At 67.6% G+C, this 24578-nt stretch carries 19 protein-coding genes; 8 read left to right on the top strand and 11 right to left on the bottom strand.

What is annotated here, in order from left to right:
* The first annotated feature begins 184 nt into the window (after positions 1-184).
* The 5 genes from L0966_RS16105 to L0966_RS16085 are packed head-to-tail and all read left to right on the top strand — an operon-like array spanning position 185 to position 7570.
* Positions 185-2269 (top strand): 3-hydroxyacyl-CoA dehydrogenase NAD-binding domain-containing protein, encoded by a 2085-nt coding sequence (locus tag L0966_RS16105; protein WP_234052981.1) that lies wholly within the window; start codon positions 185-187, stop codon positions 2267-2269.
* The gene (locus tag L0966_RS16100; RefSeq protein ID WP_234052980.1) at positions 2269-3996 is read left to right on the top strand and encodes an AMP-binding protein; all 1728 of its coding nucleotides are present in this window, start codon (positions 2269-2271) and stop codon (positions 3994-3996) included. The genes L0966_RS16105 and L0966_RS16100 overlap by 1 nt, the downstream gene beginning before the upstream one ends.
* 21 nt (positions 3997-4017) lie before the next feature.
* Positions 4018-5205, top strand: coding sequence for an acetyl-CoA C-acyltransferase (locus L0966_RS16095; RefSeq protein WP_234052979.1), 1188 nt, complete (start codon positions 4018-4020; stop codon positions 5203-5205).
* Positions 5206-5208: 3 nt separating this feature from the next.
* Entirely contained in the window at positions 5209-6405 is a 1197-nt protein-coding gene (locus L0966_RS16090) for an acyl-CoA dehydrogenase family protein (RefSeq protein WP_234052978.1), read from the top strand.
* Between the two features lie 10 nt (positions 6406-6415).
* Positions 6416-7570, top strand: coding sequence for an acyl-CoA dehydrogenase family protein (locus tag L0966_RS16085; RefSeq protein ID WP_234052977.1), 1155 nt, complete (start codon positions 6416-6418; stop codon positions 7568-7570).
* A gap of 92 nt (positions 7571-7662) precedes the next feature.
* Here L0966_RS16085 and L0966_RS16080 read toward each other — a convergent pair whose 3' ends face one another.
* The 7 genes from L0966_RS16080 to L0966_RS16050 all read right to left on the bottom strand — a co-directional run bounded on the left by L0966_RS16080 (position 7663) and on the right by L0966_RS16050 (position 16799).
* Complete coding sequence (locus L0966_RS16080) at positions 7663-9657, bottom strand: TRAP transporter large permease subunit (RefSeq protein ID WP_234052976.1); 1995 nt, start codon at positions 9655-9657, stop codon at positions 7663-7665.
* A gap of 169 nt (positions 9658-9826) precedes the next feature.
* Positions 9827-10384 carry an NADPH-dependent FMN reductase gene (locus tag L0966_RS16075; protein ID WP_234052975.1) on the bottom strand — a complete coding sequence of 186 codons (558 nt, stop codon included), beginning with the start codon at positions 10382-10384 and terminating at the stop codon, positions 9827-9829.
* Between the two features lie 112 nt (positions 10385-10496).
* The gene (locus L0966_RS16070) at positions 10497-11630 is read right to left on the bottom strand and encodes a DUF1513 domain-containing protein (RefSeq protein ID WP_234052974.1); all 1134 of its coding nucleotides are present in this window, start codon (positions 11628-11630) and stop codon (positions 10497-10499) included.
* A gap of 11 nt (positions 11631-11641) precedes the next feature.
* Positions 11642-12742 (bottom strand): imelysin family protein, encoded by a 1101-nt coding sequence (locus tag L0966_RS16065; protein ID WP_234052973.1) that lies wholly within the window; start codon positions 12740-12742, stop codon positions 11642-11644.
* A 19-nt stretch (positions 12743-12761) separates the two neighbouring features.
* The gene (locus L0966_RS16060; RefSeq protein WP_234052972.1) at positions 12762-14033 is read right to left on the bottom strand and encodes a di-heme oxidoredictase family protein; all 1272 of its coding nucleotides are present in this window, start codon (positions 14031-14033) and stop codon (positions 12762-12764) included.
* Complete coding sequence (locus tag L0966_RS16055) at positions 14033-15457, bottom strand: multicopper oxidase family protein (protein ID WP_234052971.1); 1425 nt, start codon at positions 15455-15457, stop codon at positions 14033-14035. The genes L0966_RS16060 and L0966_RS16055 overlap by 1 nt, the downstream gene beginning before the upstream one ends.
* A gap of 67 nt (positions 15458-15524) precedes the next feature.
* Complete coding sequence (locus tag L0966_RS16050) at positions 15525-16799, bottom strand: imelysin family protein (RefSeq protein WP_234052970.1); 1275 nt, start codon at positions 16797-16799, stop codon at positions 15525-15527.
* 631 nt (positions 16800-17430) lie between these two features.
* Here L0966_RS16050 and L0966_RS16045 point away from each other — a divergent pair.
* Both L0966_RS16045 and L0966_RS16040 read left to right on the top strand, forming a co-directional pair.
* Complete coding sequence (locus tag L0966_RS16045) at positions 17431-18273, top strand: FTR1 family protein (RefSeq protein WP_234052969.1); 843 nt, start codon at positions 17431-17433, stop codon at positions 18271-18273.
* Between the two features lie 313 nt (positions 18274-18586).
* Positions 18587-18991 carry a winged helix-turn-helix domain-containing protein gene (locus tag L0966_RS16040; RefSeq protein WP_234052968.1) on the top strand — a complete coding sequence of 135 codons (405 nt, stop codon included), beginning with the start codon at positions 18587-18589 and terminating at the stop codon, positions 18989-18991.
* On the opposite strand, the gene modC is transcribed toward L0966_RS16040, so the two are convergent.
* The 4 genes from modC to L0966_RS16020 form a co-directional block, all read right to left on the bottom strand.
* Positions 18915-20096, bottom strand: coding sequence for a molybdenum ABC transporter ATP-binding protein (gene modC, locus L0966_RS16035; protein ID WP_234052967.1), 1182 nt, complete (start codon positions 20094-20096; stop codon positions 18915-18917). The two genes, L0966_RS16040 and modC, sit on opposite strands and share 77 nt — an antisense overlap.
* Positions 20093-20785 carry a molybdate ABC transporter permease subunit gene (gene modB, locus L0966_RS16030; protein WP_234052966.1) on the bottom strand — a complete coding sequence of 231 codons (693 nt, stop codon included), beginning with the start codon at positions 20783-20785 and terminating at the stop codon, positions 20093-20095. Before modB ends, modC begins: the two co-directional genes overlap by 4 nt.
* 135 nt (positions 20786-20920) lie before the next feature.
* Complete coding sequence (modA, locus tag L0966_RS16025; RefSeq protein ID WP_234052965.1) at positions 20921-21736, bottom strand: molybdate ABC transporter substrate-binding protein; 816 nt, start codon at positions 21734-21736, stop codon at positions 20921-20923.
* A gap of 141 nt (positions 21737-21877) precedes the next feature.
* Positions 21878-22402 (bottom strand): DedA family protein, encoded by a 525-nt coding sequence (locus L0966_RS16020; protein ID WP_234052964.1) that lies wholly within the window; start codon positions 22400-22402, stop codon positions 21878-21880.
* A 474-nt stretch (positions 22403-22876) separates the two neighbouring features.
* On the opposite strand from L0966_RS16020, the gene L0966_RS16015 reads away from it, so the two are divergent.
* Positions 22877-24532, top strand: a complete 1656-nt coding sequence (locus L0966_RS16015) for a DEAD/DEAH box helicase (RefSeq protein WP_234052963.1) — start codon at positions 22877-22879, stop codon at positions 24530-24532.
* Positions 24533-24578 lie beyond the last annotated feature (46 nt).

The following is a 24578-nucleotide window of genomic DNA, read 5'->3' as shown; positions in this document are numbered from 1 at the left end:
ACGGTGGCCGGGCCGGTGTCAATTTATGCAGACAAGAATTCCGCAGGTCAGAACGAAAAATGTTGTGACGGTATCTGGTGGCCATATTCGGGATCCAATGCGGATTGACAATCTGGAAATTGCGCGGCACCTCTTTCAAAAATGCAGATTGATATTCTGCATTGCAGAACCATTGGGAGGATCCATGGCACCGGTCCACAGCGCGACCCTGAATGGCGTCGCCGTGCTCACCATCGACAATCCGCCGGTCAATGCGCTGGGCGCGGCGGTGCGCGCCGCCCTTGCCGCCGGTGTGGCGCAGGCGGTGGCCGATCCGGCGGTGAAGGCCATCGTGCTCGCCGCGCAGGGCAAGGTGTTCGTGGCGGGCGCCGATATCTCCGAATTCGGCAAGCCGCCGGCGCCTCCCTCCCTTCCCGATGTGGTTGCGGCCATTGAGGACAGCGCGAAGCCGGTGGTGGCGGCCATCAACGGAATGGCGCTCGGCGGCGGGCTGGAAGTGGCGCTTGCCTGCCATGCCCGGGTGGTTGCGCCGGCCGCGAAGTTGGGCCTTCCGGAGATCAAGCTCGGCCTTATTCCGGGCGCCGGCGGCACCCAGCGCCTGCCGCGCCTCATCGGCGCCGCGCCCGCCTTTGCCATGATGCTGTCCGGTGATCCGGTGTCGGCGGAAAAGGCTGTCGCGTCCGGACTGGCGGATGAGGTGGCGACCGGCGATCTGGTCGCCACTGCCTGCGCCGTCGCGCTGCGGCTGGCGGACGCGGGAGCCTGGACCAAGGCGCGTGAGCGCGCCGAAAAGCTCACGGTGGAGGACCGCGCCGCCTTTGAAGCGGCGGCGGAGGAGGCGCTCAAGCGCTCCGCGCGCATTCCCAACGTGCCGGCCTTGGTCGATTCGGTGCGCGGCTGCCTGGACAAGCCGTTCGATGCCGCCCTTGCGGCGGAGCGGGAGCATTTCAAGGCGCTGGTGGCGGATCCCTCCTCCAAGGCGCTCCGTCACATCTTTTTCGCCGAGCGCGAGGCCGCCCGCATTCCCGGCATCGGCAAGGAGGTGAAGGCGCGGCCCATCACCAAGGCGGCGGTCATCGGCGCTGGCACCATGGGCGGCGGCATCGCCATGTGCTTCGCGCAGGCCGGCATTCCCGTGACCCTCATCGAGGTGAAGCCGGAGGCGCTGGAAACCGGCGTCGCCCGCATCCGCGCCAATTACGAGACCTCGGTGAAGCGCGGCTCGCTCTCCCGGGAGGCCATGGAGGAGCGGCTGCTGCGCATTCTGCCGGCTGTCGGGCTTGAGGCGGCGGCGGATGCCGACATCGTGGTGGAAGCGGCGTTCGAGGATATGGGCGTGAAGGCGGACATCTTCGGCACCCTGGACAAGGTGACGAAGCCCGGCACCATTCTCGCCACCAACACGTCCTATCTGGACGTGGACGCCATCGCCGCTACCACGTCGCGCCCGCAGGATGTGGTGGGCCTGCATTTCTTCAGCCCCGCCAACGTGATGCGCCTGCTGGAAGTGGTGCGCGGGGCGAAGACCGCGCCCGACGTGCTGGTGACGAGCCTCGATCTTGGCCGCAAGCTGGGCAAGCTGCCGGTGGCGGTGGGCGTGTGCTACGGCTTCGTGGGCAATCGCATGCTGGCCAAGCGCACCGAGGCCGCCGAGCGGCTGCTGCTGGCCGGCGCGCTGCCTCATGAGGTGGATGCGGCGGTGACCGATTTCGGCTTCCGCATGGGCCCCTTCGCCATGGCGGACCTGGCCGGCATCGACATCGGCTGGCGCGCGCGCAAGGCGGCCGGCGACAAGGCGGTGAAGGCCCCGGTGGCGGACGCTTTGGCTGAGCAGGGTCGCTTCGGCCAGAAGACGGGGCGCGGCTTCTATCTTTATCCCGCCGGCGCCCGAGCCGGTGCGCGCGATCCGGAGACGGAGGCGCTCATCGTGGCGCTGTCACAGGCGCGGGGAATCACCCGCCGCAGCTTCTCCAAGGAGGAGATCCAGGCTCGCTTGTTCTACCCGATGGTGAATGAGGGCGCGAAGATCCTGGAAGAGGGCATCGCCGCGCGGGCGGGCGACATCGATATCATCTGGGTGAACGGCTACAATTGGCCGTCCTTCACCGGCGGTCCCATGCACTGGGCCGAGGATGTAGGTCTCGCCAAGATCGTCGCCGGCCTGGAAGAGCTTGCCGCCGAGACGGGGGACGACAGCCTCAAGCCTGCGGCGCTTCTGAAGCGTCTGGCGGAAGGCGCCGGCACCTTCTCGGCGAAGGAAGCGGTGTGATGGCGGCTTCTGGCGCTTCGGCGCCGCACCCATCGGCGCTCCCCTGGCAGGCCGCCTTCCCGGAGGTCTGCGACTGGGCGGCGGGGCTGGAAATCACCACTCTGCCGGATCTGCTCGCCGCCGGCGTGGCGGCCGGCGGCAGCAAGCCGGCGCTCGATTTTCGCGGCGCCAAGATCAGCTATGGCGATCTGGCGCGCGAGGTGGAGCGCCTCGCCAGCGGGCTGGCCGGGGCCGGTGTGAAGCGGGGCGACAATGTCGCGCTGCTCCTGCCCAACACGCCCTATCACCCGCTCTGCTTTTTCGCCCTCACGCGGTTGGGCGCGCGGGTGGTGCACATCAGCGCGCTCGATGCCCGGCGCGAGATCGTCCACAAGCTGAAGGCGACCGGCGCGCGCCGGCTCGTCACCACCAATCTGCCCGGCTTCCTGCCCAGCGCCCTGGAAATGATCGAGGAAGGCGTGGTGGACGAGGTGCTGGTGGGAGATGATGCCCGCTGGGGCGCGGGCGAGGTGGCACCGCTGCCGCTTCCCGAGCGCGCGGGCGTGCGGCTCCTGTCCGAGCTCTTCAGCGATGCCCCCCTGATGGCGCCGCCGCCCGGGGTGGACGACATTGCGGTGCTGCAGTTCACCGGCGGCACCACGGGCCTGCCCAAGGCGGCCATGCTGAGCCACGGCAATCTCACCTCGGCGGTGAGCATGTATCGGCTGTGGCGGGATATGGGCCGGCCGCTGGTGCCGGGCAGCGAGAAGGTGGTGGCGGTGCTGCCGCTGTTCCACATTTACGCGCTCACCACCGTGCTGCTGCGCCATCTGCGCGATGGCAACGAGGTGCTGCTGCGCCAGCGCTTCGATGTGGAAACGTTGATCCGCGACATTAGCGAACTGAAGGCCAGCGCCTTTTCCGGCGTGCCCACCATGTGGGTGGCGCTTCTGAATCGGCCGGGCGTGGAGGCGGTGGATTTCTCCACGCTGAAATCCTGCGTCTCGGGCGGGGCGCCGCTGCCGTTCGAGGTGCAATCGAAGATCGAGGCGCTGGTCGGCAACCAGCTCAACAATGGCTGGGGCATGACGGAGACGGCGCCCGCCGGCTCGCGCGTGCCGTTTGGCGTGGAGCGGCGGCCTGGGCTCATCGGCATTCCGCTCCCTGGGCTCGCGCTGCGCATCGTCGCCATGGACGAGCCGGGCCGCGCCTTGGCCACCGGTGAGGTGGGCGAGATCGCCATTCGCGGGCCCAATGTGTTCAAGGGCTACCTGAATGACGAGGCGGGAACGGCGTCCGCCTTCCATGATGGCTGGTTCCTCACCGGCGACATGGGGCGGATGGACGAGCGCGGCCTTTTCGAGATCGTGGATCGCCGCAAGAACATGATCATCTCGTCGGGCTTCAACGTCTATCCGGCGGCGGTGGAGAACGCCATTTACGAGCACCCGGCGGTGGAAGAGGTGATCGTCATCGGCGTTCCCGATGCGTATCGCGGCCAATCGGCCAAGGCCTATGTGAAGCTCAAGGCCGGCGCCGCGCCCTTCACCCTCGACGAGCTGACAGGGTTCCTCGCTGACCGGCTGGGGCGCCACGAAATGCCCCGCGCCCTGGAATTCCGCGATCAACTGCCCCGCAGCCCGGTCGGCAAGCTGCTGCCGAAGGTGCTCATGGCGGAAGCCGCGGCCGAGGTCGAGGCCGCGGCACAAGCGGCCATCAAGGCTGCGGAAGCCAACACAACACACTGAAGATCAAAAGAGGAAGCGTTCATGGTCGAAGCCGTCATCGTTTCCACCGCGCGCACGCCCATCGGCAAGGCGCAGCGCGGTGCGCTCAACATCACCAAGGGGGCGGACATGGCCGCCCACGCCATCCGCCACGCCCTCTCGCGCGGCAAGGTGGACCCGGCGGAGGTCGAGGAAGTCGTCATGGGCTGCGGCTATCCGGAAGGCGCGACGGGCGGCAATGTCGCCCGCCATGGCGCCCTGGTGGCCGGCATCCCGGTGACCGCCACGGGTGTCACCGTGAGCCGCTTCTGCGCCTCGGGCCTGGAGGCGATTGCCCATGCCGCCAAGCGCATCGTCATGGATGGCGTGCCGGTGGCGGTGGCCGGCGGGGTGGAATCCATCTCTTTGGTGCAGCCCATCAATCGCGAGCTGTTCCGCAATGACTGGCTGATGGCCAACAAGCCGGACATCTACGTGACCATGATCGAGACCGGCGATACCGTGGCCAAGCGCTATGGCGTCACCCGCGAGGCGCAGGATGCGTTCTCCTTCGCGAGCCAGCAGCGCACGGCGGCGGCCCAGGCGGCGGGCCTGTTCGACAATGAGATCGTGCCGATCACCGTCGAGAAGGCGGTGACCAACAAGGACACCGGCGAGACCGCCCGCCAGACCGTCACCCTCGCCAAGGACGAGGGCAATCGCCCCGAGACGACCCTGGAGGGCCTTTCCAAGCTGAAGCCCGTGCGCGGCGACGATTATTTCGTGACCGCCGGCAATGCCAGCCAGCTGTCCGATGGCGCCTCCGCCAGCGTGCTCATGTCCTCCACCGAGGCGGCGCGGCGGGGCGCGGACGTGCTCGGCATCTTCCGCGGCTATGCCACCGCTGGCTGCGAGCCGGACGAGATGGGCATCGGCCCCATCCATGCGGTGCCGCGCCTTCTGGAGCGCCAGGGTCTCAAGGTGTCCGACATCGGCCTTTGGGAGCTCAACGAGGCGTTCGCCTCCCAGTCGGTCTATTGCCGCGACACCCTCGGCATCGACCCCGAGCTCTGCAACGTGAATGGCGGCGCCATTTCGGTGGGCCATCCCTTCGGCATGAGCGGGGCCCGGCTGGTGGGCCACGCTGTGCTGGAAGGGCGCCGGCGCGGCGTGCGCTATGCGGTGGTCACCATGTGCATCGCCGGCGGCATGGGGGCTGCGGGCCTCATCGAAATCAATCCGGGAGCCTGAGCCATGGATCTGCGCTTCACACCCGAAGAGATCGCCTTCCGCGAGGAAGTGCGCACCTTCTTCCACACGAAGATCCCGGCCGAGATCCGCGCCAAGGTCTCCGAGGGCCGCAAGCTGGCACGGGAGGACTACGTGACCTCCCAGCGCATCCTGAACGACAAGGGCTGGGCCGTGCCCAACTGGCCGGTGGCCTATGGCGGCCAGTCCTGGAGCGCCGTGCAGCGTTATATCTTCATGGAGGAGCTGATGCAGGCGGCGGTGCCGCTGCCTTTGCAGTTCAACTGCTTCATGGTGGGTCCGGTGATCGCCACCTTTGGCAACGAGGCGCAGAAAGAGCGTTTTTTGCCGCGCATCAAGAGCCTGGAGGACTGGTGGTGCCAGGGCTTCTCCGAGCCCGGCGCCGGCTCCGACCTCGCTTCGCTGAAGACCCGCGCGGTGCGCGAGGGCGACCATTACATCATCGACGGGCAGAAGACCTGGACCACCCTCGGCCAGTATGCCGACTGGATGTTCTGCCTCGCCCGCACCGACTTCGAGGCGAAGAAGCAGAAGGGCATCTCCTTCATCCTTATCGACATGAAGACGCCCGGCGTCACCGTGCGGCCCATCATCACCATCGATGGCCGGCATGAGGTGAACGAGGTCTTCCTCGACAGCGTGAAGGTGCCGGTCGAGAACCTGGTGGGCGAGGAGAACAAGGGCTGGGACTATGCCAAGTTCCTGCTCGCCAATGAGCGCACCGGCATCGCCCGCATCGGCATGTCGAAGGAGCGCATCGCCCGCATCAAGCGCCTCGCCAAGGTGACCCCGGCCGGTGCCGGCACCATGTGGGACGATCTTGATTTCCGTTCGCGCCTCGCGGCGGTGGAAATTGAGCTGAAGGCGCTGGAGATCACCCAGATGCGCGTCGTGGCGGCGCAGGCGACGCGCGATCCCACCAAGCCCGATCCGGCTTCCTCGATCCTGAAGATCAAGGGCTCCGAGCTGCAGCAGGCCACCACCGAGCTCCTGGTGGAACTGGCCGGGCCCCAGGCGCTTCCCGCCTCGCGGCCCGATGCCGGGCACAATGATGCCGAGGCCCTGTTTGCCTGGGCGGACGCGGCGGCGCCCGTCTATTTCAACCACCGCAAGGTGTCCATTTACGGCGGGTCCAACGAGATCCAGCACAATGTGATCGCCAAGGCGATCCTGGGCCTGTGAGGAGGAGCGCATGGATTTCGATCTTACCGACGAACAGTCGCTCCTGAAGGACACGGCCCAGCGCTGGGCCAGCGACACGTATTCCAGCATCGAGCAGCTCACCGCCGCCCGCGCCGAGCCCCTGGGCTTTCCCGAGGCCAAATGGGCTGAGCTGGCTGAGCTGGGGCTGCTCGGCCTGCCGTTTGCGGAAGCGGATGGCGGTTTCGGCGGCGGGCCGGTGGAAACGCAGGTGGTGATGGAGGCTCTCGGCCGCGCTTTGGCGCCCGAGCCCTATCTCGCCAGCGTGATCCTGGGCGGTGGGGCGGTGCGCCTTGCCGGCAGCGAGGCGCAGAAGGCGGCTTTGCTGCCGGGCCTCATCGACGGCTCGGTCCGGCTGGCCTTCGCCCATTCAGAGCTCCAGGCCCGCTATGACCTGAACGATGTCGCCACCTCCGCCCGCGCGGTGGACGGCGGCTTCCGCCTCGATGGGCGCAAGAGCGTCGCGCTGAACGCGGACGCGGCGAAGACCCTGGTGGTGAGCGCGCGCACCTCCGGCGACCGGCGCGACGAAGTGGGTATCACCTTGTTCGTGGTGCCCGTGGATGCGGCTGGCGTGACGCTCGAAGCCTATGCCACCCAGGATGGCGGCCGCGCGGCGGATGTGATCCTGACCGACGTGTTCGTGCCCGCCGATGCCGTGCTCGGCACCGTGGGCGCGGGCCTGCCGGTGGTGGAGCGGGTGGTGGAAGGCGCCATTGCCGCTCTGTGCGCCGAGGCGGTGGGCCTGATGGAGGCGCTCAACGCGCTGACGGTGGACTATCTGAAGACCCGTAAGCAGTTCGGGGTCGCTATCGGATCGTTCCAGGCGCTTCAGCACAAGGCGGTGGACATGTTCGTGGCCCTGGAGCAGGCCCGCTCCATGGCCCTCTACGCCGCCATGATGGTGGAGGCGGAAGACCCGGCCGAGCGCCGCGTGGCCCTTTCCGCCGCCAAGGTGCAGATCAACCGTTCGGCCCGCTTCGTGGGCCAGACGGCGGTGCAACTGCACGGCGGCATCGGCATGACCATGGAATATATCGGCGCCCACCATTTCCGGCGCCTCGCCATGATCGAGCTGATGTTCGGCGACACGCCCTACCACCAGCGCCGGGTGGCCGGCGAGGGCGGTCTCGTCGCCGCGGCCTGACCGCTTCGCGCGCGAAAAAGAAGGCCCGCCGCAGGCATGCGGCGGGCTTTTTCATGTCTGCCGCCGGCTGGCCCGCGCGCCAGCCTTCGCGATCACAGGAAGCCCGTGGAGATCCACGGCACGGCGGCGACGATCACGAGCCCCAGGAACAGGGCCGCCAGATAGGCCAGGATGGGGCGCATGCCGGCGACGGGGTCGACACGGCTGATGGCGCAGGCGGCGTAATAGCCAACGCCGAACGGCGGCGCGAACAGGCCGATGCCCATGGCCAGAATGACCACCATGGCATAGTGCACCTCGTGAATGCCCACCGCCCGCGCGATGGGGAACAGCAGCGGCCCGAACAGCACGATGGCGGGAATGCCTTCCAGCAGCGAGCCGAGCATGATGAACGCCACCACCGACACCGCCATGAAGGTGATGGCGCCGCCGGGCAGGTGCGTCATGGTTTCCGCCAGCGCGCGCGAGAAGCCGGACTGGGTAAGCCCCCACGCCATGGCCGTGGCGGTGCCGATGATGAGCAGGATGGCGCCGGACAGGCTGGCCGTGTCCACCAGCATGGGCTTCAGCTTCCGCCACTCGAAGCGACGATAGATGAGAAGGCCCACCACCACGGAATAGGCGATGCCGATGGTGGAAACCTCCGTCGCGGTGGCCACCCCTTCGATGACCGCCGCGCGGATGACGAACGGCAGGGCGATGGCCGGCAGCGAGATGAGCAGGGCGCGCCCGATCTCGCCCCCGGAGGCGCGCCTCACATGGGAGAGGTCTTCGCCGCGATGGCGGCGCCACACCACGAAACACAGCATGGCCCCCAGCACCACCGCCGGCAGCAGCCCGCCGGTGAACAGGGCGGCGATGGACACACCGGTGACCGAGCCGATGGTGATGAGCACGATAGAGGGCGGAATCGTTTCCGTCTGCGCACCGGTGGCGGACAGCAGGGCCACGAGGTCGCCTTCGTCGGCGCCGCGCTGCTTCATCTCGGGAAACAGCACGGGCGCCACCGCCGCCATGTCCGCCGCCTTGGCGCCGGAAATGCCGGAGACGAGATACATGGCGCCCACCAGTACATAATGCAGGCCGCCGCGCACATGGCCGAGCAGGCTGGCGAGGAAGCTCACCATGGCCCGCGCCATCCCCGTCATCTCGATGAGCTGACCCAGGAACACGAACAGCGGCACCGCCAGCAGGATGAGGTGGCTCATGCCCTCGTCCAGGCGGCCCACCATGGTAAGCATGGGCGTGCGGGTGGTGAGCGCCAGATAGCCGAAGGTGGCGAGCCCGAAGGCGAACGCGATGGGCACCCCCGCCAGCACGCAGAAGGCCACGACGCCCACGAAGAAGATGAGCAGGTTGATGTTGCCGAGCCCCTTCAGGGCCGGGCCCACCATCCAGAACCCGGCGATGACGAGGCCGGCCACCACCAGGGCTTTCAGCACCAGCAGGGGGCGGCCCAGCCGCGCCAGCTTCAGCACCGCGAAGGCCACCATCAGGCCGAGCCCGGTGAACAGGGCGCCCGCTCGCCAGGAATTCTGCAGGTCCAGCGCCGGTGTGCGGATGAAGGCTTCCTCCTCGGCATATTCCAGCGCATGGGGCAACAGCAGCGCGCAGAAGGCGAGGCCGGCCACCACCGCGATCACCTCCAGGAAGGCGCGGGCCTCCGGCCCCACCATTCCGGCAATGATGTTCATACGCATGTGCTCGCCCCGCCGGAACGCCACGGCGGCCCCCAGCATGGCGAGCCACAGGAACAGGATGGAGGCGAGCTCGTCGGACCAGATGAGCGGCGCGTGGAAGACATAGCGGGAGATGACGCCGGCGAACAGAATGACGATTTCCGCCGCCACCAGCAGCCCGGCGGGCCACTCCACCAGCGCGGCCAGAACGCTCTCGATCGCGGCCGCGGCGCGCGTGAACGCGTTTGGCGGCCCGGAGAAGACGGCGCCGGCCGGGGGATGATGCGCGTGGCCGTGAGGGGATGGGGGCTGGGGCGCTCGGGCCAGGGTCGCGGCGGCGCTGCCGTCTCCTTGCTCTGGGGCGCGAATAGGCACACTCCGGCCGCCGTGGCGGTCAAGTCCCTGCATCAGCTCTTTCCTCCCGGCACCGTCTTGTTCGCGATGCTGTCTTGGCTGCGGTGCTGTCGGGCCCTTGTTTCCGGGCCCCTTGAACAGGCCGCCATGCTGGCGGACCTTCCCTGTGATTGCAACGCCCGTGCGGCCGCGCGGCATCGTCTGGACGCCGCGCGGCGGCAGCTCAGGCGCCGGCGCCGGCCTTCTGGCGCCGCACGAAATCGTGGAAGGCGGCGAGCTGCCCCTCGATGAAGCTCAAGGTGCCCTGGTCGGTCAGGGTGCCGTCGGTAACCTTGGTATGGACCTGTCCCACCATCACTTCCGGCACATTCATCACCGGCACGTCGAGGCACACCAGCACCTGGCGGAGATGATACTGCGCCCGCGCGCCACCGAACCCGCCCATGGAGGCGGACTGGAGGACGGTGGGCTTGCCCTTCAGCGGCTTTTCCTTGAGCCGGGAGAGCCAGTCGATGGCATTCTTGAGCCCGCCGGGGACCGAATAGTTGTATTCCGGCGTCACGATCACGAGCGCGTCGGCACCGGTGATGGCGTTCGACAAAGCGGTGACGGATTCGGGAATGCCGGCTGCTTCGATGTCGCCGTCATAGATGGGCAAGAGGGCGATGGACGGCAGGATCTCGACGCTCACGCCCTCCGGCGCGAGCCCCGAAAGCGCACGGGCGATGGCGGCATTGTAGGAACCCTTGCGCACGCTGCCCACCAGAACGACCCACTTCATGGCGAGACCTCATCTTCAGGCGCCGGCCGATTGCCGGCCCTGAAGATCAGCACAATTGCGCGCCGGTGTCATACCTTTAGCTAAGCTGTCCCGGGGAAGCTGCGGGCCGGGCTCAGCCGATGCGCACCATGTGGTTGTCGAAGCGGGGGCCGCCCGTGTGCCGGGCGACGATGGCGACGCCATCATCCTTCACCGCGATGCGCACCACCTCGCCATAGCCGCTGGCGGCAATGAAACTGCCCGGCTCATAAGTCATGGCTAGGCCGCAGCCGTCCACCAATGGAACGGCGCCGATATAGCGCCCGTCGGCCTTCCACACGGCCACTCGTCCGCCGCGGGGGGAAGAGCAGGCCACGAAGCGGCCCGACGCATCATGGGCCACCGAGCCCACATAGCCGCGCAGCTCGCGCCAAGCGTTTTCCGGCGCATCGAACGGGCGCAGCGCGCCGTCGGCGACGATGGAGAATAGCAGCGGGCGGGCGACCCCGTCCTTCAGCAGGTCCTGGGCGGCCACCACCGTATTGCCGTTTCCATCGCGGGAAAGATGGCGCAGCGACAGGCTGGCGAGATCAGCGCTAAGCCGCCCCTCGCCCCTCTGTCCGCCGGAAGAGGGGTCCAGCAGCGCGATGGTGGAGCCGGTCACCTCGGCGTCGAGCGCCTCGGGCGTGTTGGGCTCAATGCCGCCATTGGCGATCACCAGCACGTTGCCGGAGAGCATCAGGTCATGGGGGCCGTCGCCGCCGGTGGACCACTGGTCGCGGATGGCGAAGCCGCCGGCCACGTCGCGGCATGTCAGCACGCCGCGCCCCATGGTCCGCCGGCCATTCTCCAGCTGGCTGTGCTCGATCTCCGCCATGAAGAAGAAGCGGCCGTCCGCAGAGAACCGGCCATGGCCGGAGAACACGCGGCCTTCCCCTGGCTGCAGGGTGCTGAGCACGCCCGGCCGGTCGCGCCGGAACACCACCGCCAGCTTGCCGGGACGCCGCCCGACCGCCACCGCCAGCGGACCGGTGGGGCTTGCCTCCACCCCGTGCAGGCGGGCGGCGGACGGGGCATCCACATCAGCGTCACCCGCGCCATCGACGCAGACGGCGGCAAAGCCCTCCGCGAGCCCGGCGGTGGAGAGCCAGCCGGCGTCCGCCGTTGCCGCCTTGAGGCGCGAGAAGGCCGGAACCGCCAGCAGCCCGCCGGCCACAAATGCGCGGCGCGAGAGCAGAAACGTGGAGCGCTCTTCGTCGGATCCCATCGAAGGACTCCTCAGTCGCCGTCGAGGGCGTTGAAGCCCAGGGAAATGCCGAAATAGGAGGCCATCGGCCGGTAAACCACGAGCTGGGCGGCCTTGAAGGTCTTGATGTCCGCTTGCAGAGCCGCGGCGCCGCTGGCGGTCTGCGCGGCGGCGCCGAGGTCGGCGGGCAGCTTGTCGGCGGCGGCGTCCGCTTCCTTCGCGGCCTTGTTCACCACCCATTGCGGCCGGCTCGGCATCTGGGTCGCGATGGTGCGCAGCAGCTCGTCCGCGCTCTTCACCATGTTCGCCGCCACGCGGCCGGAACGGCCGGAACGCCAGCTGTCGGCGGAAAGGGGCTTGGCCTCCGAGGGGCCGGCGCCCAGCACGGGCAGGATCTTGGTGTCGGTCACGCGCTGGAAGGCGCCGGAAAGGTCAGTGAGGATCATGCCGGGCACCGCCGCCGCGTCGGGGAACAGGGCAGGGTCGCCCTTGCCGGCGACAAGCCCGCCCAGAAGCCCCCTGGTGCGGTCGCCCCACTGGCCGCGGATGTCGTGGGAGATCGTGGCGAGATTGGTGGCGACAGCGACGCCAAAGGCGCAGCGGCGCGCCGATTCCGGCCCCGTCGCCAGCGCCTCCGCGGCGCTCTGCTCATAAAGCAGCCGCTCCAGCGCCGGCAGGCCCTGCACGGCGGCGCTTGCCTGCGGGAAACGCTCGGGCGAGAGGCGCGCGGGATCGCTGTCGGAAATGATTTCGGCCATGCCGCGGGCGATGCCGTTGCGCCGGTCGGGGAAGAAGCTGAAGCGGTCGGCCCGCAGCTCCTGGCTGATGGGGCCGAAGGTGATGAATTCCACCGCGTTCCAGGCGTCGGCGGTCTTGCCATAGGCCTCCTTCAGGCCCGCAATGCCGTCGGCATCGGGCTTGGCGCAGAAGCTGCTCCAGGCGGTCTTCTGGGCCTCGGCGGCGCCGGCCAAGGCGTCATAGCGTGGCAGAAGCCAGCTCTCGATGACGGCGGGCGCGTCGAAGGTGGGGTTCGCCGCGAGGGCGGGAGCCGTGGCGAGCGTCGCGGCGCAGGCGAGGCCGGCGAGTGCCTTGCGCGCCGTGGCGAAGGCTGGGCGGGCAATGTTCTCAAGCATCCGTTACGACTTCCAGAACCTAGAGGGATGAAACATAGTCGAGCAATGCGGCGCGCTCGCGGTCGGGCAAGGCGCGGAAGCGGGCCGCCGCCGGGGCGGCCTCGCCCCCATGCCATCCCACCGCCTCCGAAACGGAGCGGGCACGGCCATCGTGCAGCAGACCGGTATCACGGCCGATGGCCTGCGAGATACCCATGAGCGGCGCGGTGCGCCAGTCGGACGCGCCGGCGCGGGGCTCCGGCATGGTGTCACCCAGATCGGGTCCCATGTCATGGAGCAGCAGATCCGAATACAGGCGTGCCTTGCCGCCGTCCGCTGTCGGCAATTCGGGGCGGTGGCAGGCGGCGCAGCCCACGGAGGCGAACAAGCGCGCGCCTTCGCCGCCGCTCGGCGTCGCGCCGTGGGGCACCGGAAGCGAGGCCACATAGGCCACCACGCGGTCCAGCACCGCCGCGCCGATCTCGAAGCCCGGCGCGCCACCCGGCGCCGCGGTGGGGGCGCCATAAGGGGCGCCATGAGGCGCGCCGCGGCAGGCGGCCTGGGCCGCCGTGCAATCCCCCCAGGGCTCGGGATGGAGCGGGTTCGACAGGCCGAGATCGAGGAAGAAGGCTTCCGCGCTCTGGCTCTCGATGGTGGGGTGGCTCGCTTTCCAGCCGAACCGGCCGATGCGCACGCTGCCGTCCGCCTGCGGAACGCGGCGCGCCTTGCCGGAAATGCCGTCGTGCCCCGCCGCCTGCTCCTGCTCCAAGGCCAACAGCGTGGCATCGGAGACCGCCGCCATGGCGCCGCGACCGTGGAGGTCCGGCGCAACGCGCAGGGAGAGGCCGCTCCTGGCGCTGAGCGGGCCGTAAGCCGGCGCGTCGATGCGGGGCTTGCGCGCCCGCCGGCCATCCGGCAAGGCGGTGTCGTCCGCCGCGATGATGCCTTCCGCCGTGAGGCCCGGCACCGCGTCGATCTGCAGGCGCCGGCCATAGATGGGATCGGCCGCGCCATCCGGCTGGCCGATCATCAGAACCATGCCGCGCCCTTCCACCTGGCCCTTTGCGTCGAAGGCCGCCGCCGCCCGCCCGCTGGCCGGGTGGCAGGAGGCGCAGGAGCGCGCATCGAACAGGGGGCCAAGGCCATCATCGGCCTGGGTTGTGGTGGGGGCGGGCGTCCAGGGGCGCTTGAACAGGGCCTTGCCCATGTGCACGTCCAGATCGTCGAGGGCGCGCGCTGGCGTCGCCACCAGCGGCAGGGCGCAGGCGAGGGCGGTGGCGAGAAGCGCCGCATGAATCTTGGTGCGGGCCATCACGCTACCCGGAACCAGCCCATGAGGCCGGAATCCATGTGCTCGAGGATGTGGCAATGGAACACCCAGTTGCCGCTGGCGGCCTTGAAGGCGATGTCGACGCTCTCATTGGGCTCGACGATCACCGTATCCGCCAGGAATTGCGGCAGGTTCTTCTTCTTGGAGGAGGAGAGTACCTTGAAGACGTGCCCGTGCAAATGCATCGGGTGAACGTGCTTGGTCACGTTGGTGATGGTGAGCACGTAGCTCTCGCCGTTCTTCAGCACGTTCAGCGGCGGCGGCAGGCGCAGGTCCGCCCCCGCGCCCCAGGAATTGCGGTTGATGGCCCAGAAGGTCTTGTCGCCCACGCATAGGGAATCGATGAGCGCCTTCGCCAGCGGATCGTCCGGCGGCAAGGGCGGGGCGATGGCGGTGGCGCCGGCGGCGGTCTGCACCAGGAAATCAAGGTGGGAGGCCTTCGCCACATCCGGCAGGGGCAGCTCGGCGGGCGTGGGCAGCGCCTTGGGCTTGAAAGGGACCTTCCTGCGCCCCTTGTCCACCGCCACCAGGGTGGTCAGCAGATACGGTTCGGCGGTGCGGTAATCATAGATCTTCACTTCCTGCCCGGGCGCCGGCATGCGCACATGCACATCGAGCCGCATGGCCGGGCCCATGCGCCAGACGCCATCAGGGGCATCATCGAGGGCGAAGGGCTTGGTGGCCTGGCCATCAATGGCGATAACCGCCGCCTCTTCGACGTCGCAGCCGAAATCAATGACGCGGGTGGCATCGGCGACGATGGCGCGCACGCGCACATCGCCATAAGCGGGGGCCTCCACCCGCGGCGGAACGACGGAGCCGTTGACCGCGCGCACATTGCCGAAGGAACCGGCCGTGGAGGCGCCTTCATCGGTGAACATCTGGAGCCAGCGGCCGTCCGCTTCATCCAGGCGCCAGTCCTTCACGACGATGATGTGCTCCAGGTCGAAATGCACCTCCTTCTCGCGCGGGTGCTCCACGAACAGAAGGCCCACCAGCCCGCGCCCCACCTGGCCGGTCTCGTCGCAATGGGGGTGGAAGAAATAGAAGCCGGGATCCGGCAGCGGCACATTGTAGAAGAAGCGGCCCCCGGCGGGCACGACGGGCTGCGTGATGGGCGCGACGCCATCGAAGATGTAGGGTCCGCGAATGCCGTGCCAGTGCACGGTGGTCGGGTCGGGAAGCCTGTTGTCGAACTCCACCATCAGGCGCGTGCCTTGCGGGGCACGCAGGGTGAAGAACGGCTTTCCATTATAGGAGCAGAAGCGGGGCGTGGGCGGCTTGTCCGCGCCGAGCAGGGGCACCTTGATCTCCTCCGCCGCCAGCGACAGGCGCAGCTGGGGGGCATCGGGGGGCAGGGTGTCGATGGCCTTGGGAAGCTCCTCGCCCACGAGGGCGGATGGCACGAAGGCCGCGGCTCCCGCCGCGGCCCCTCCCAGCATCAATGCACGGCGTGAGATCACCGCCAAAGCCTCACTTCTTGCCGATGGCCGCGGGCTCGTCGAGGCTCTGGGAGCCTTCAACCTTGATCTGCAGCTTGAGGACGGCCACGCCGCGCTCGATGGCGTGGGCCTGGGCCACCAGGGCGTCCACACCGGCCTGCACGAGCTTGGCGCCCTTCTCATTGCCTTCGCCCAGCATCTGGTCATAGGCCATCTCGCCGGAATCGGCGGTGTCCTTGATGGCCTTCAGCGCGGCGAGGGCGGCGTCCGACTTCTGGTCGATCTCGTCGGCGACCTTCGGATCCTTGGCGCGCACCAGATCGGCGACGGACGGGCCGGTGACGGTGGTGCCGTCGGGCTTGGTGAAGCGGCCGTAATACACGTCGCGGATGCCCACTTCGTCGTAATAATGCGAGTTGTGGGTGTTGTCGGAGAAGCAGTCATGCTCCTCTTCCGGGTCGTGCAGGATCAGGCCGAGCTTCATGCGCTCGCCCGCCAGCTCGCCATAGGAGAGGGAGCCGAGGCCGGTGAAGATGACAGCCAGGCCCGCATTGTCCTTCTTCTTCAAAAGCGCCTTGCGCGCGGCGCCCTTGGGGGCCCACGAGTCGGTCATTTCCTTCAGGTCATCCACCAGGGTCTGGGTGGCTACCTTCAGATACTGGCCGCGACGGTCGCAATTGCCGTTGGTGCAGGCCTTCAGGTCATAATCGGTCCAGGAGCGGGCGCCGGCGCCGGGCCCGGTGCCGTTGAGGTCCTGACCCCACAGCAGGAATTCGATGGCGTGCCAGCCCGAGCCGACATTGGCCTCCACCCCGCCCGCCGTGTTCAGGTCGTGCAGCAGGTCCGGAGTGATCTTGGTGACGTCGATGGTCTTCTTGCCGATGCGGATCGTCTTGGAGGCGATGACATTGGCCGTGTAGAGCGGATTTTCGTCCGAGGTTTCACCATACTTGGACTTGTCCACGTAATCGATAAGGCCCTCGTCCAGCGGCCAGGCGTTCACATTGCCTTCCCAGTCATCGACAATCTTGTTGCCGAAACGAAAGGCCTCCGTCTGCTGGTAGAAGGTGCGGGCGTTTTTCCACGCATCCTTCGCCTTTTGCTGGGTCTCGGCGCTGGGGGCCGCAACGAAGGCGTCGATGGCCTGTTGCATCTGCTTGGCGGTCTCGTAGGACGCGCCATACATGGTCTGTGCGAGGTCGGCATAGTGGGTGATCACATCGCGGGGCTTGGGCGCTTCGGCAAAAGCCGGCGCCGCGAAGCTCACCACGGCGGCGATCGCGCCGGCAATGAAATGCGCGCGCATCAACCTGTCTCCTGGTTCGGGCCAATAACATTCAAACGACAGGGGCGACCGCAAAGGCTCCGCCTCCCCAGCGCGGGCAGCTTAGGGAGGGGTCGCCGGCCTCGCAAGGTCGTGGCCAAATAATGGAATTGTTCTATGTCGCGATGACCCTAGGTCAAATTACATTACAGGTATCGGCGTGCAAGCATCTTCGCTGCAGGAGCTGGTATTCCGTTTGGGATGAAAGTCACAGTCGCGCCGATGATGCCGTTTGCCACAGCTGCAAAGTGCCGGTCGTGGGTGCGGCCCCTGTTGAATTGCGCGCAGCGCCCGCATGCGGCCGCTCTTTGGTTGTCTTCCACCGCGCCTCTGCCTGTCAGGCCAATTTAAACTCATTCCAATCTAATGGCGCCCGGCTGACATGGAGCTGGCGGCAGTGTTAAAAATAAGTGGCATCTATCTGGCCCATGAACATGCGGCTGAAGCTTTGAATTTTTGAGTCATTCTAAATTGTTCGCGAAATCTTCCAGAAGCGGTTCTTCGCGCTTCAACTCAGTTCCTGGTGCACCGGGCCGTGGCGCGGCTGTGGCCCTGCGGGGTCGCGGCGGGTGTCTGGCCTTTGGTTCCGGTGTGGCCTGAAAGGAGATGTGACATGCTGGCGGCCCTCCTCGTCGTGTTTCGTGAGGTGCTCGAGGCGGGCATCGTCATTGGTGTGGTGCTCGCGGCGTCCGAGGGCATCCGTGGGCGCGGGCTCTGGATCAGCGCCGGCGTGCTCGGCGGCATGCTCGGCTCGGCGGTCCTCGCGGTGTTTGCCGAACGCATCTCCAACCTCTTCGACGGGTCGGGCCAGGAGCTGCTGAACGCCTCCATTCTTGCGGTGGCGGTGGTCATGCTGGTGTGGACCGTCGTGTGGATGGCGAGCCACGGCCGCGAAATGGTCATTCAGATGCAGGCGGTGGGCAAGGATGTGAAGGAAGGCCGCAAGCCCCTCACAGCCCTCGCCGTGGTGGTGGGCATGGCGGTGTTGCGGGAGGGCGTCGAGATCGTCCTGTTCGTCTACGGCATCATGTCCACAGGCATGGAGAGCGTGCCGAACGTGGTCAGCGGGGGCCTGCTCGGGCTGCTGGCCGGCGCGGTGGTGGCCTTCATCCTCTATCGCGGGCTGGTCGCGGTGCCCTTGAAATATCTGTTCAAGGTGACGGCTTTCGTCATCACGCTGCTGGCGGCGGGGCTCTCTGCGCAGGTCGTTGGGATCTTGCAGGATGCCGGCTTCATTCAGTCGCTCGCGGATCCGGTGTGGAACAGCAGCTGGCTGCTGTCGGACGAGGGCGCCCTCGGGCGGGTGCTACGCACGCTCGTGGGTTACCGCGCGGAGCCCACGGGCATGCAGGTCATCGCTTATGTGACCACGGTGGCGGTGATCGTCATCCTCTCCAGCCTCGTCAACAACCGCATTGCCAAGGCCAAGCGGATCGGCCGGCCCGCGCGGGCCTGAACCTCCCTTGGTGGGCAGGGCCTGCACTGCGGCGTGTTGCGCAGGCTGAGCGCTGGTCCTGGCTTTTCCGCCGGGCCGCGAGGCACCCGCGTCGTTCTCCCCGTGGTTTCCAAGCCTGCGGCTGCTCACTTTTTCGCGGATTTAAAGCGGCGCTGGATGCGGCCGCCGGTGGCGAGCGTGCTCAGCAAAAGTTGATCTGTGGCGTGGGCACCGGATCTGCGGTAAAAGGAAAGCTTGTCGGGCGATACTGGGGGGTGCCGTCCGCCCGCCCCAGGGCACAAAGCATGTGGCCCTGAGACGTCGAGGAGGCGCCGTGAGTCAAGACTTGTCATCCCGCCTGTTCCTGCGGGTCGATTTTCCCGATGGACGCCGCCTGGGCCCGGGAAAGATCATGCTGCTCGAAGCTATTCGCGAGCACCGTTCCATCCTGTCCGCGGCTAAGGCGATTGGCATGAGCTATCGCCGCGCGTGGCTGCTGGTGGATGAGCTCGATCGCATGTTCGAGCAGAAGGTGATCGTGACCTATCCCGGCCGGCGCGGGGCAGGGACGGAGGTGACCGCTTTCGGCGAGAGGCTCATCGCGCTCTATCGCGCCATGGAGCGGCAGGCTGCCAAGGCCACCCGCTCCACCTTGGATGAGCTTACTCAGGCTCTGGCGGATGAGACCGCCCGGCAACCAGGCGAAGAGCCGGCGCCGCTGAATGCGCAGGCGGGGTGAAGGGCTCGTCCTGCAGCGGGAAGTTCGGCGAGCGACTGTCCACCGCGACAGCCTTGATCATGGCCCACACCGGCATGCCTTCCTCGAACGCCAGTCGTTCAACGCTCTCCAGCGTGACGAGCGACTGGAGCTTGCCGTGGGGCAGCACCACCTCCACATTCGCATAAGGCCCGCCTTCCTTGCGGATGGAGCCGATGGTGCCCGCCAATCGGTTGGTCACCGAAACATCAATGGGCCGTGACAGGCACAGCGACACGTCGCGCGAGCGGATGCGCGCGCGCACCGGCGAGCCGACGCGCCGGTCCACCAGCGGCACGCGCAGTTCCCCGTCCGCGAAGGAGAGGGTGGAGAGGGAGAGGTTTGTGTCGTGCGCCTTCACGGTGCAATCGAGGATGGTCCCGAGATCAAACCGGCCGAGAACGGGGGCCAGATCCGTGCGCGAGAGCACATCCGCCAGTGGGCCGCTGGCGATCATGGTTCCGTCCTTCAGGGCGGTCACCGTGTCGGCGAGGCGCAGGACTTCCTCGATGGAGTGGCTCACATACAGGATGGGAAGGCGCAGATCGTCTCTCAGGCGCTCAAGATAAGGCAGGATCTCCTGCTTGCGCTGCTCGTCCAGGGAGGCGAGCGGCTCGTCCATCAGCAGCAGGCGGGGCTGGGCCAGCAGGGCGCGGCCGATGGCCACGCGCTGACGTTCGCCGCCGGAAAGGGTGTGCGGCCGGCGCTTCAGCAGGTGGCCGATGCCGAGCATGTCCACCACCGCGTCGAAGCTGATGGAGTGGTCGTGCTTGGCGCGGCGCTGGCCATAGCGCAGGTTGCTGTCCACGCAGAGGTGGGGGAACAGCCGCGCATCCTGGAACACATAGCCCACGCGCCGCTTCTCGATGGGCAGGTTGATGCCCTTCTCCACGTCCACGAACACCTCGTCGCCCACCTGGACGCGGCCCTGATTGGGCTGCACGGAGCCGGCGACGATCTGGATGATGGTGGTCTTGCCCGAGCCGGAACGGCCGAACAAAGCGGTGACACCGGAATCCGGGGCAGTGAACTGCGCGCTGAGCTTGAAGCCGGTGCCGCGGTCAAGGGTGACGTCAATATCGATCATATCCGGCCCAGCGCGATCTTGATGCGACGGTCTGCCATCTCCGCGAGCACGAGCGCGCTCAGCGCCAGCACCACCGAGACTGCGGTGAGGCGCAGCGCCATGGCGTCTCCGTCCGGCATGTGGGTGGCGCTGTAGATGGCGAGGGGAATGGTGCGCGTCTGGCCCTCGACATTGGACACGAAGGTGATGGTGGCGCCGAATTCGCCCAGCGCCGATGCCAGCGAGATGAGGGCGCCGGAGAGGATGCCGGGCGTCATCAACGGCAGGGTCACGGTGAAGAAGGCGTCGAGCCGGCTGGCGCCAAGGGTGCGGGCGGCGGTCTCGATGCCCCTGTCGACACCATCGAGGGCGAGGCGGATGGCATTGACCATCAGCGGAAAGCTCACCACTGCGGCTGCCACGGTGGCGCCCGCGGTGGTGAACATCAGGCTGATGCCGAACCACTCATATAGAAATTGTCCGAGATAGCCGCGGGTGCCGAGGGTGAGCAGGAGGATGTAGCCGACCACGACCTTGGGCAAAACCAGCGGCAGATGCACGAAACCGTCGAACAGACCTTTGCCGGGAAATTCGGTGCGGGACAGGATCCAGCCCACCACGATGGCCGGCGGCATGCTCCAGATGGTGGACCAGAAGGCAACCTTCAGGCTCAGGGCCACCGCTGTCCATTCTTCTGGTGTCAGCAGCATGTGAAAATTCCGAAAAGCAATGTCACAAAAATTGTAAACCGAAGTGCTGCAGGTGCGAAGCGTATCTTCGCACCTGCAGTCTTTTTCTCATGCAAGGCACGCGGGTCGCCGCCGCTGGGCCACCGCCGCGGTGCCTCACTTCACCGAGAAGCCGTACTTCTTGTAGATGTCCTTGGCCTCGGGGCTGGTGAGGAAGGCGAAGAAGGCCTTGGCTTCCGGCGTGTCGTGCTCCTTCACGAGGGCGAAGGGATATTGCACCGGCGGATGGCTGTCGGCCGGGAACACCGCGACCACCTTCACGTTCTTGGCGATGGCGGCATCAGTGGCGTAGACCACGCCGTAAGGCACCTCGCCGCGCTCCACCAGGGCAAGGGCGGCGCGCACGCTTTCGGCGCCGACGATGCGGGGAGCGACCTTGTCCCACACGCCGAGATTGGTGAAGGCGGTCTTGGTGTAGATGCCCACCGGCACGCTGTCGGTCAGGCCCGTGGCGATGCGGCCCTTGGGGCCCAGCAGGGCCTCGATGTCCATGCCCTTGGAAATGGTGACGGGCTTGGCGCTGTCCGCCGGGGCAACCAGCACCAGCTCATTGCCGATGGGAACCACGCGCGAGGACGGCACGATGAGGCCCTTCTGCTCGGCGAAGTCCATCCACTTCAGGTCGGCGGAGGCGAAGATGTTGGCCGGCGCACCCGCTTCCATCTGCTTGGCGAGGGCGGAAGAGGCGGCGAAGGAGAATTTCAGCGAGGCCTTGTTCTTGGCTTCATAAGCCTTGCCGATATCCTGGAAGGCATTGGTGAGGCTCGCCGCGGCGAAGGTGGTGACCGTGGTGTCGGCGGAAGCTGCGGTCGCGCGGGCCGCCTCTTCGGCGCGCGCGGGGCCGAAAAATGCTGTGCTGGCAAGGACAAGGCCCAGCACAAGGCCGCGCCGCCGGATGGCAAAATCGATCATGGAAATTATCTCCCCCGGTTGGTATATCCATTCATATATAGGATACCCGGGGGAGACAAGCTTCGGCATTGCCGCATGAACACGGTAAGCGCGTCCGGTGCGGTGGCGCTCCGGTATGACGGGGGCCGGAGCCGTGCGGCCTCAGCCGCCGATCAGCTTCAGCGCCAGTGCGCCGGGCGCGAGCATGGCAAAGGCCCAGACCGCCGCGCTGGCCACGTTCGCGACCTGGAAATGGCTTTGGCGCATGGCGAGAATGCCGGCGATGAGCGGGACCACGGCTCGCACGGGCCCGAAAAAGCGGCCGACTGCCACGCCCCAGATTCCAAACCGGGTGAAGAAGTCCTCGGCGCGCGCCACCAGATCGGGGCGCCTGGACAGCGGCCAGAAGGTCTTCGCGCGCTCTTTGTAATAGAAGCCGAACCAATAGGAGACGGCATCGCCGAGGGACGCGCCCACGACCGCCGCAAGCCAGATGGGGAAGAAGTGGAGGCCGGATGCCTCGACCAGCGCGCCGATGGCCAGCAGCAGCACGGTCGCGGGCACAAGGAAGGACACGAGCGCCAGCGACTCGCCGAACGCAAGGGCGAACACGATGGCCGGGGCCAGGGCCTGATGCTCCTGCACGAAGGTGGTCGTGGCGTCGATCAAAGCCTGGGGGTCGAACATGGCGCCTCCGCCCGTCATATGCCCCGGTGGTTGCGCTGGGGAGATGACGGGATATGGCCCGCGCCGCAATGGCACGGGATTCTCGCGCTCTATATGGAGATGCAGTGCGGCAGAAAAGAGTACGCGCGCCCGACGTTTCGTCGCTGAAAAGCGGCTGGTGTTGGCGCCGCCGCCTTGAAATCGTCATGGGGATGCGTCATATGCACTGCCATAGTGATCCGTCGGCAGGCGGCGTTCCCGAGATCCAGAGAGGATCGCGAGTGACACCTGCGCGTGACGGCGCTGTCGGGCCGCGTAGCGGAGACCGCTCGGAGCTTCATTATCCTGGAAGCGTCTCAGGCGGCTTAGCCCGAATTCCATGTTTCTTTTGGACACCCCTGGCCACGCGGGATGTCGAAGATCCTCGCGAGCTGTGCCGCCGCGTGAGCGCCACGCGTGCGCGCTCCGGCGCCGTTCGCCCATGAAAGACAGAGCTTGACCTCTTTTTCTGCCCTCGGCCTCGCCGAGCCCATCGTTCGTGCCCTCGATGAAGAGCGGCACGTCACGCCGACCCCCATTCAAGCCCAGGCCATTCCTGAAATTCTCGCCGGCCGCGACCTGATCGGTATCGCCCAGACCGGCACCGGCAAGACCGCCGCTTTCGCCCTTCCCATTCTTGACCGCCTGCTGCGCCATCCGCGCCGGCCGGAGCCGCGTGCGGTGCGCGCTCTGGTGCTCTCGCCCACCCGCGAGCTGTCGGGCCAGATCGTCGACAATTTCCAGAAGTTCGGCCGCCATGCGCGCATCTCGGTGGCGCTCGCCATCGGTGGCGTGCCCATGGGCCGCCAGATCCGCTCCCTTTCGCGCGGCGTCGACGTGCTGGTGGCCACCCCCGGCCGCCTCATCGACCTTGCCGAGAACAATGCGGTGCGGCTCGACCAGGTGGAAGTGTTCGTTCTCGACGAGGCGGACCAGATGCTGGACATGGGCTTCGTCCACGCCATCCGCGCCATCGTGCGCCGGCTGCCCCACAAGCGGCACTCGCTGTTCTTCTCCGCCACCATGCCCTCGGCCATCGCCGAGCTGGCGGGTTCCATGCTGCATGATCCGGCGCAGGTGGCGGTGACCCCCGTCTCCAAGACCGCCGATCGCGTGGACCAGCGCGTGGTGCTGGTGGACAAGCCCAACAAGGGCCAGCTGCTGGCCGAGGTCCTCGCCAAGGAAGAGATCGACCGGGCCCTGGTGTTCACCCGCACCAAGCACGGCGCCGACAAGGTGGTGCGTGTGCTGGCCAAGGTGGGCATCGCTGCCGAGGCGATCCACGGCAATAAGTCCCAGAACCAGCGCGACCGCGTGCTCGCCGCCTTCCGCGAGGGCACCGTGCGCACCCTGGTGGCCACCGATATCGCCGCCCGCGGCATCGACGTGACGGGCGTGAGCCACGTCATCAATTTCGATCTGCCGAACGTGCCCGAGAGTTATGTCCACCGCATCGGCCGCACCGCGCGCGCCGGCCGCGAGGGCATCGCCATTTCCTTCTGCGATCACGAGGAGCGCGCTTACCTGCGCTCCATCGAGCGGCTGATCAAGATGCAGATCCCCTCGAGTGACCGTCGTGGCTCGGGCGCCGCCTTCGAGGTGCCGGAAGGCACGCCGCTGGAGGTGTCCCCCGTGGAGGCGCGTGAGGAAGTGCGTGGCGGTCGTCCGCCGCGTCGTCCGCGCCGTCCCGAGGGCGGTCGCAATGGCGGGCAGCGCCAGGATGGTGATCGCCGCGAGAATGCGCGGGCCGAAGGTGGCCGGCGTGAGGGCGGACGGGACGAGGCGCCGCGTCGCGAGAAGCGCCCGGCCCCCGCTCGTGCGGAGGGCCGCGATGGCCAGCCGCGCGAGGCGCGGGGCGGCGAGAGTCGCGAAGGGCGTGGCGGCCAGCCGCCGCGTGGCGGGCAGTCCCGTGGCGGCCAGCCCCGTCATGAGGATGGCCGCGCCCCCAGCCGCTCCGAGCGTCCCGAAGGCCGTGCCGCACGCGGGGAGCGTTCCGGCAGCCGGCCCACCGGTGGCGAGCTGGGTGGTATCGGCTTCATGAAGGCGGTGCCGTCTCGCTCCGCACCGCGCGGTGAGACCCAGGGCAAGGGCGCCAAGCGCCCGGGCCGCTGAGGTTCGCGAAGGTTCAAACCAGGTGCGGGGGCGCCGAAAAGCGCTT

Source organism: Xanthobacter sp. NM-59 (assembly GCF_021401125.1).
Taxonomy (GTDB): domain Bacteria; phylum Pseudomonadota; class Alphaproteobacteria; order Rhizobiales; family Xanthobacteraceae; genus Xanthobacter.
This window is presented reverse-complemented; position numbering and strand designations above follow the sequence as displayed.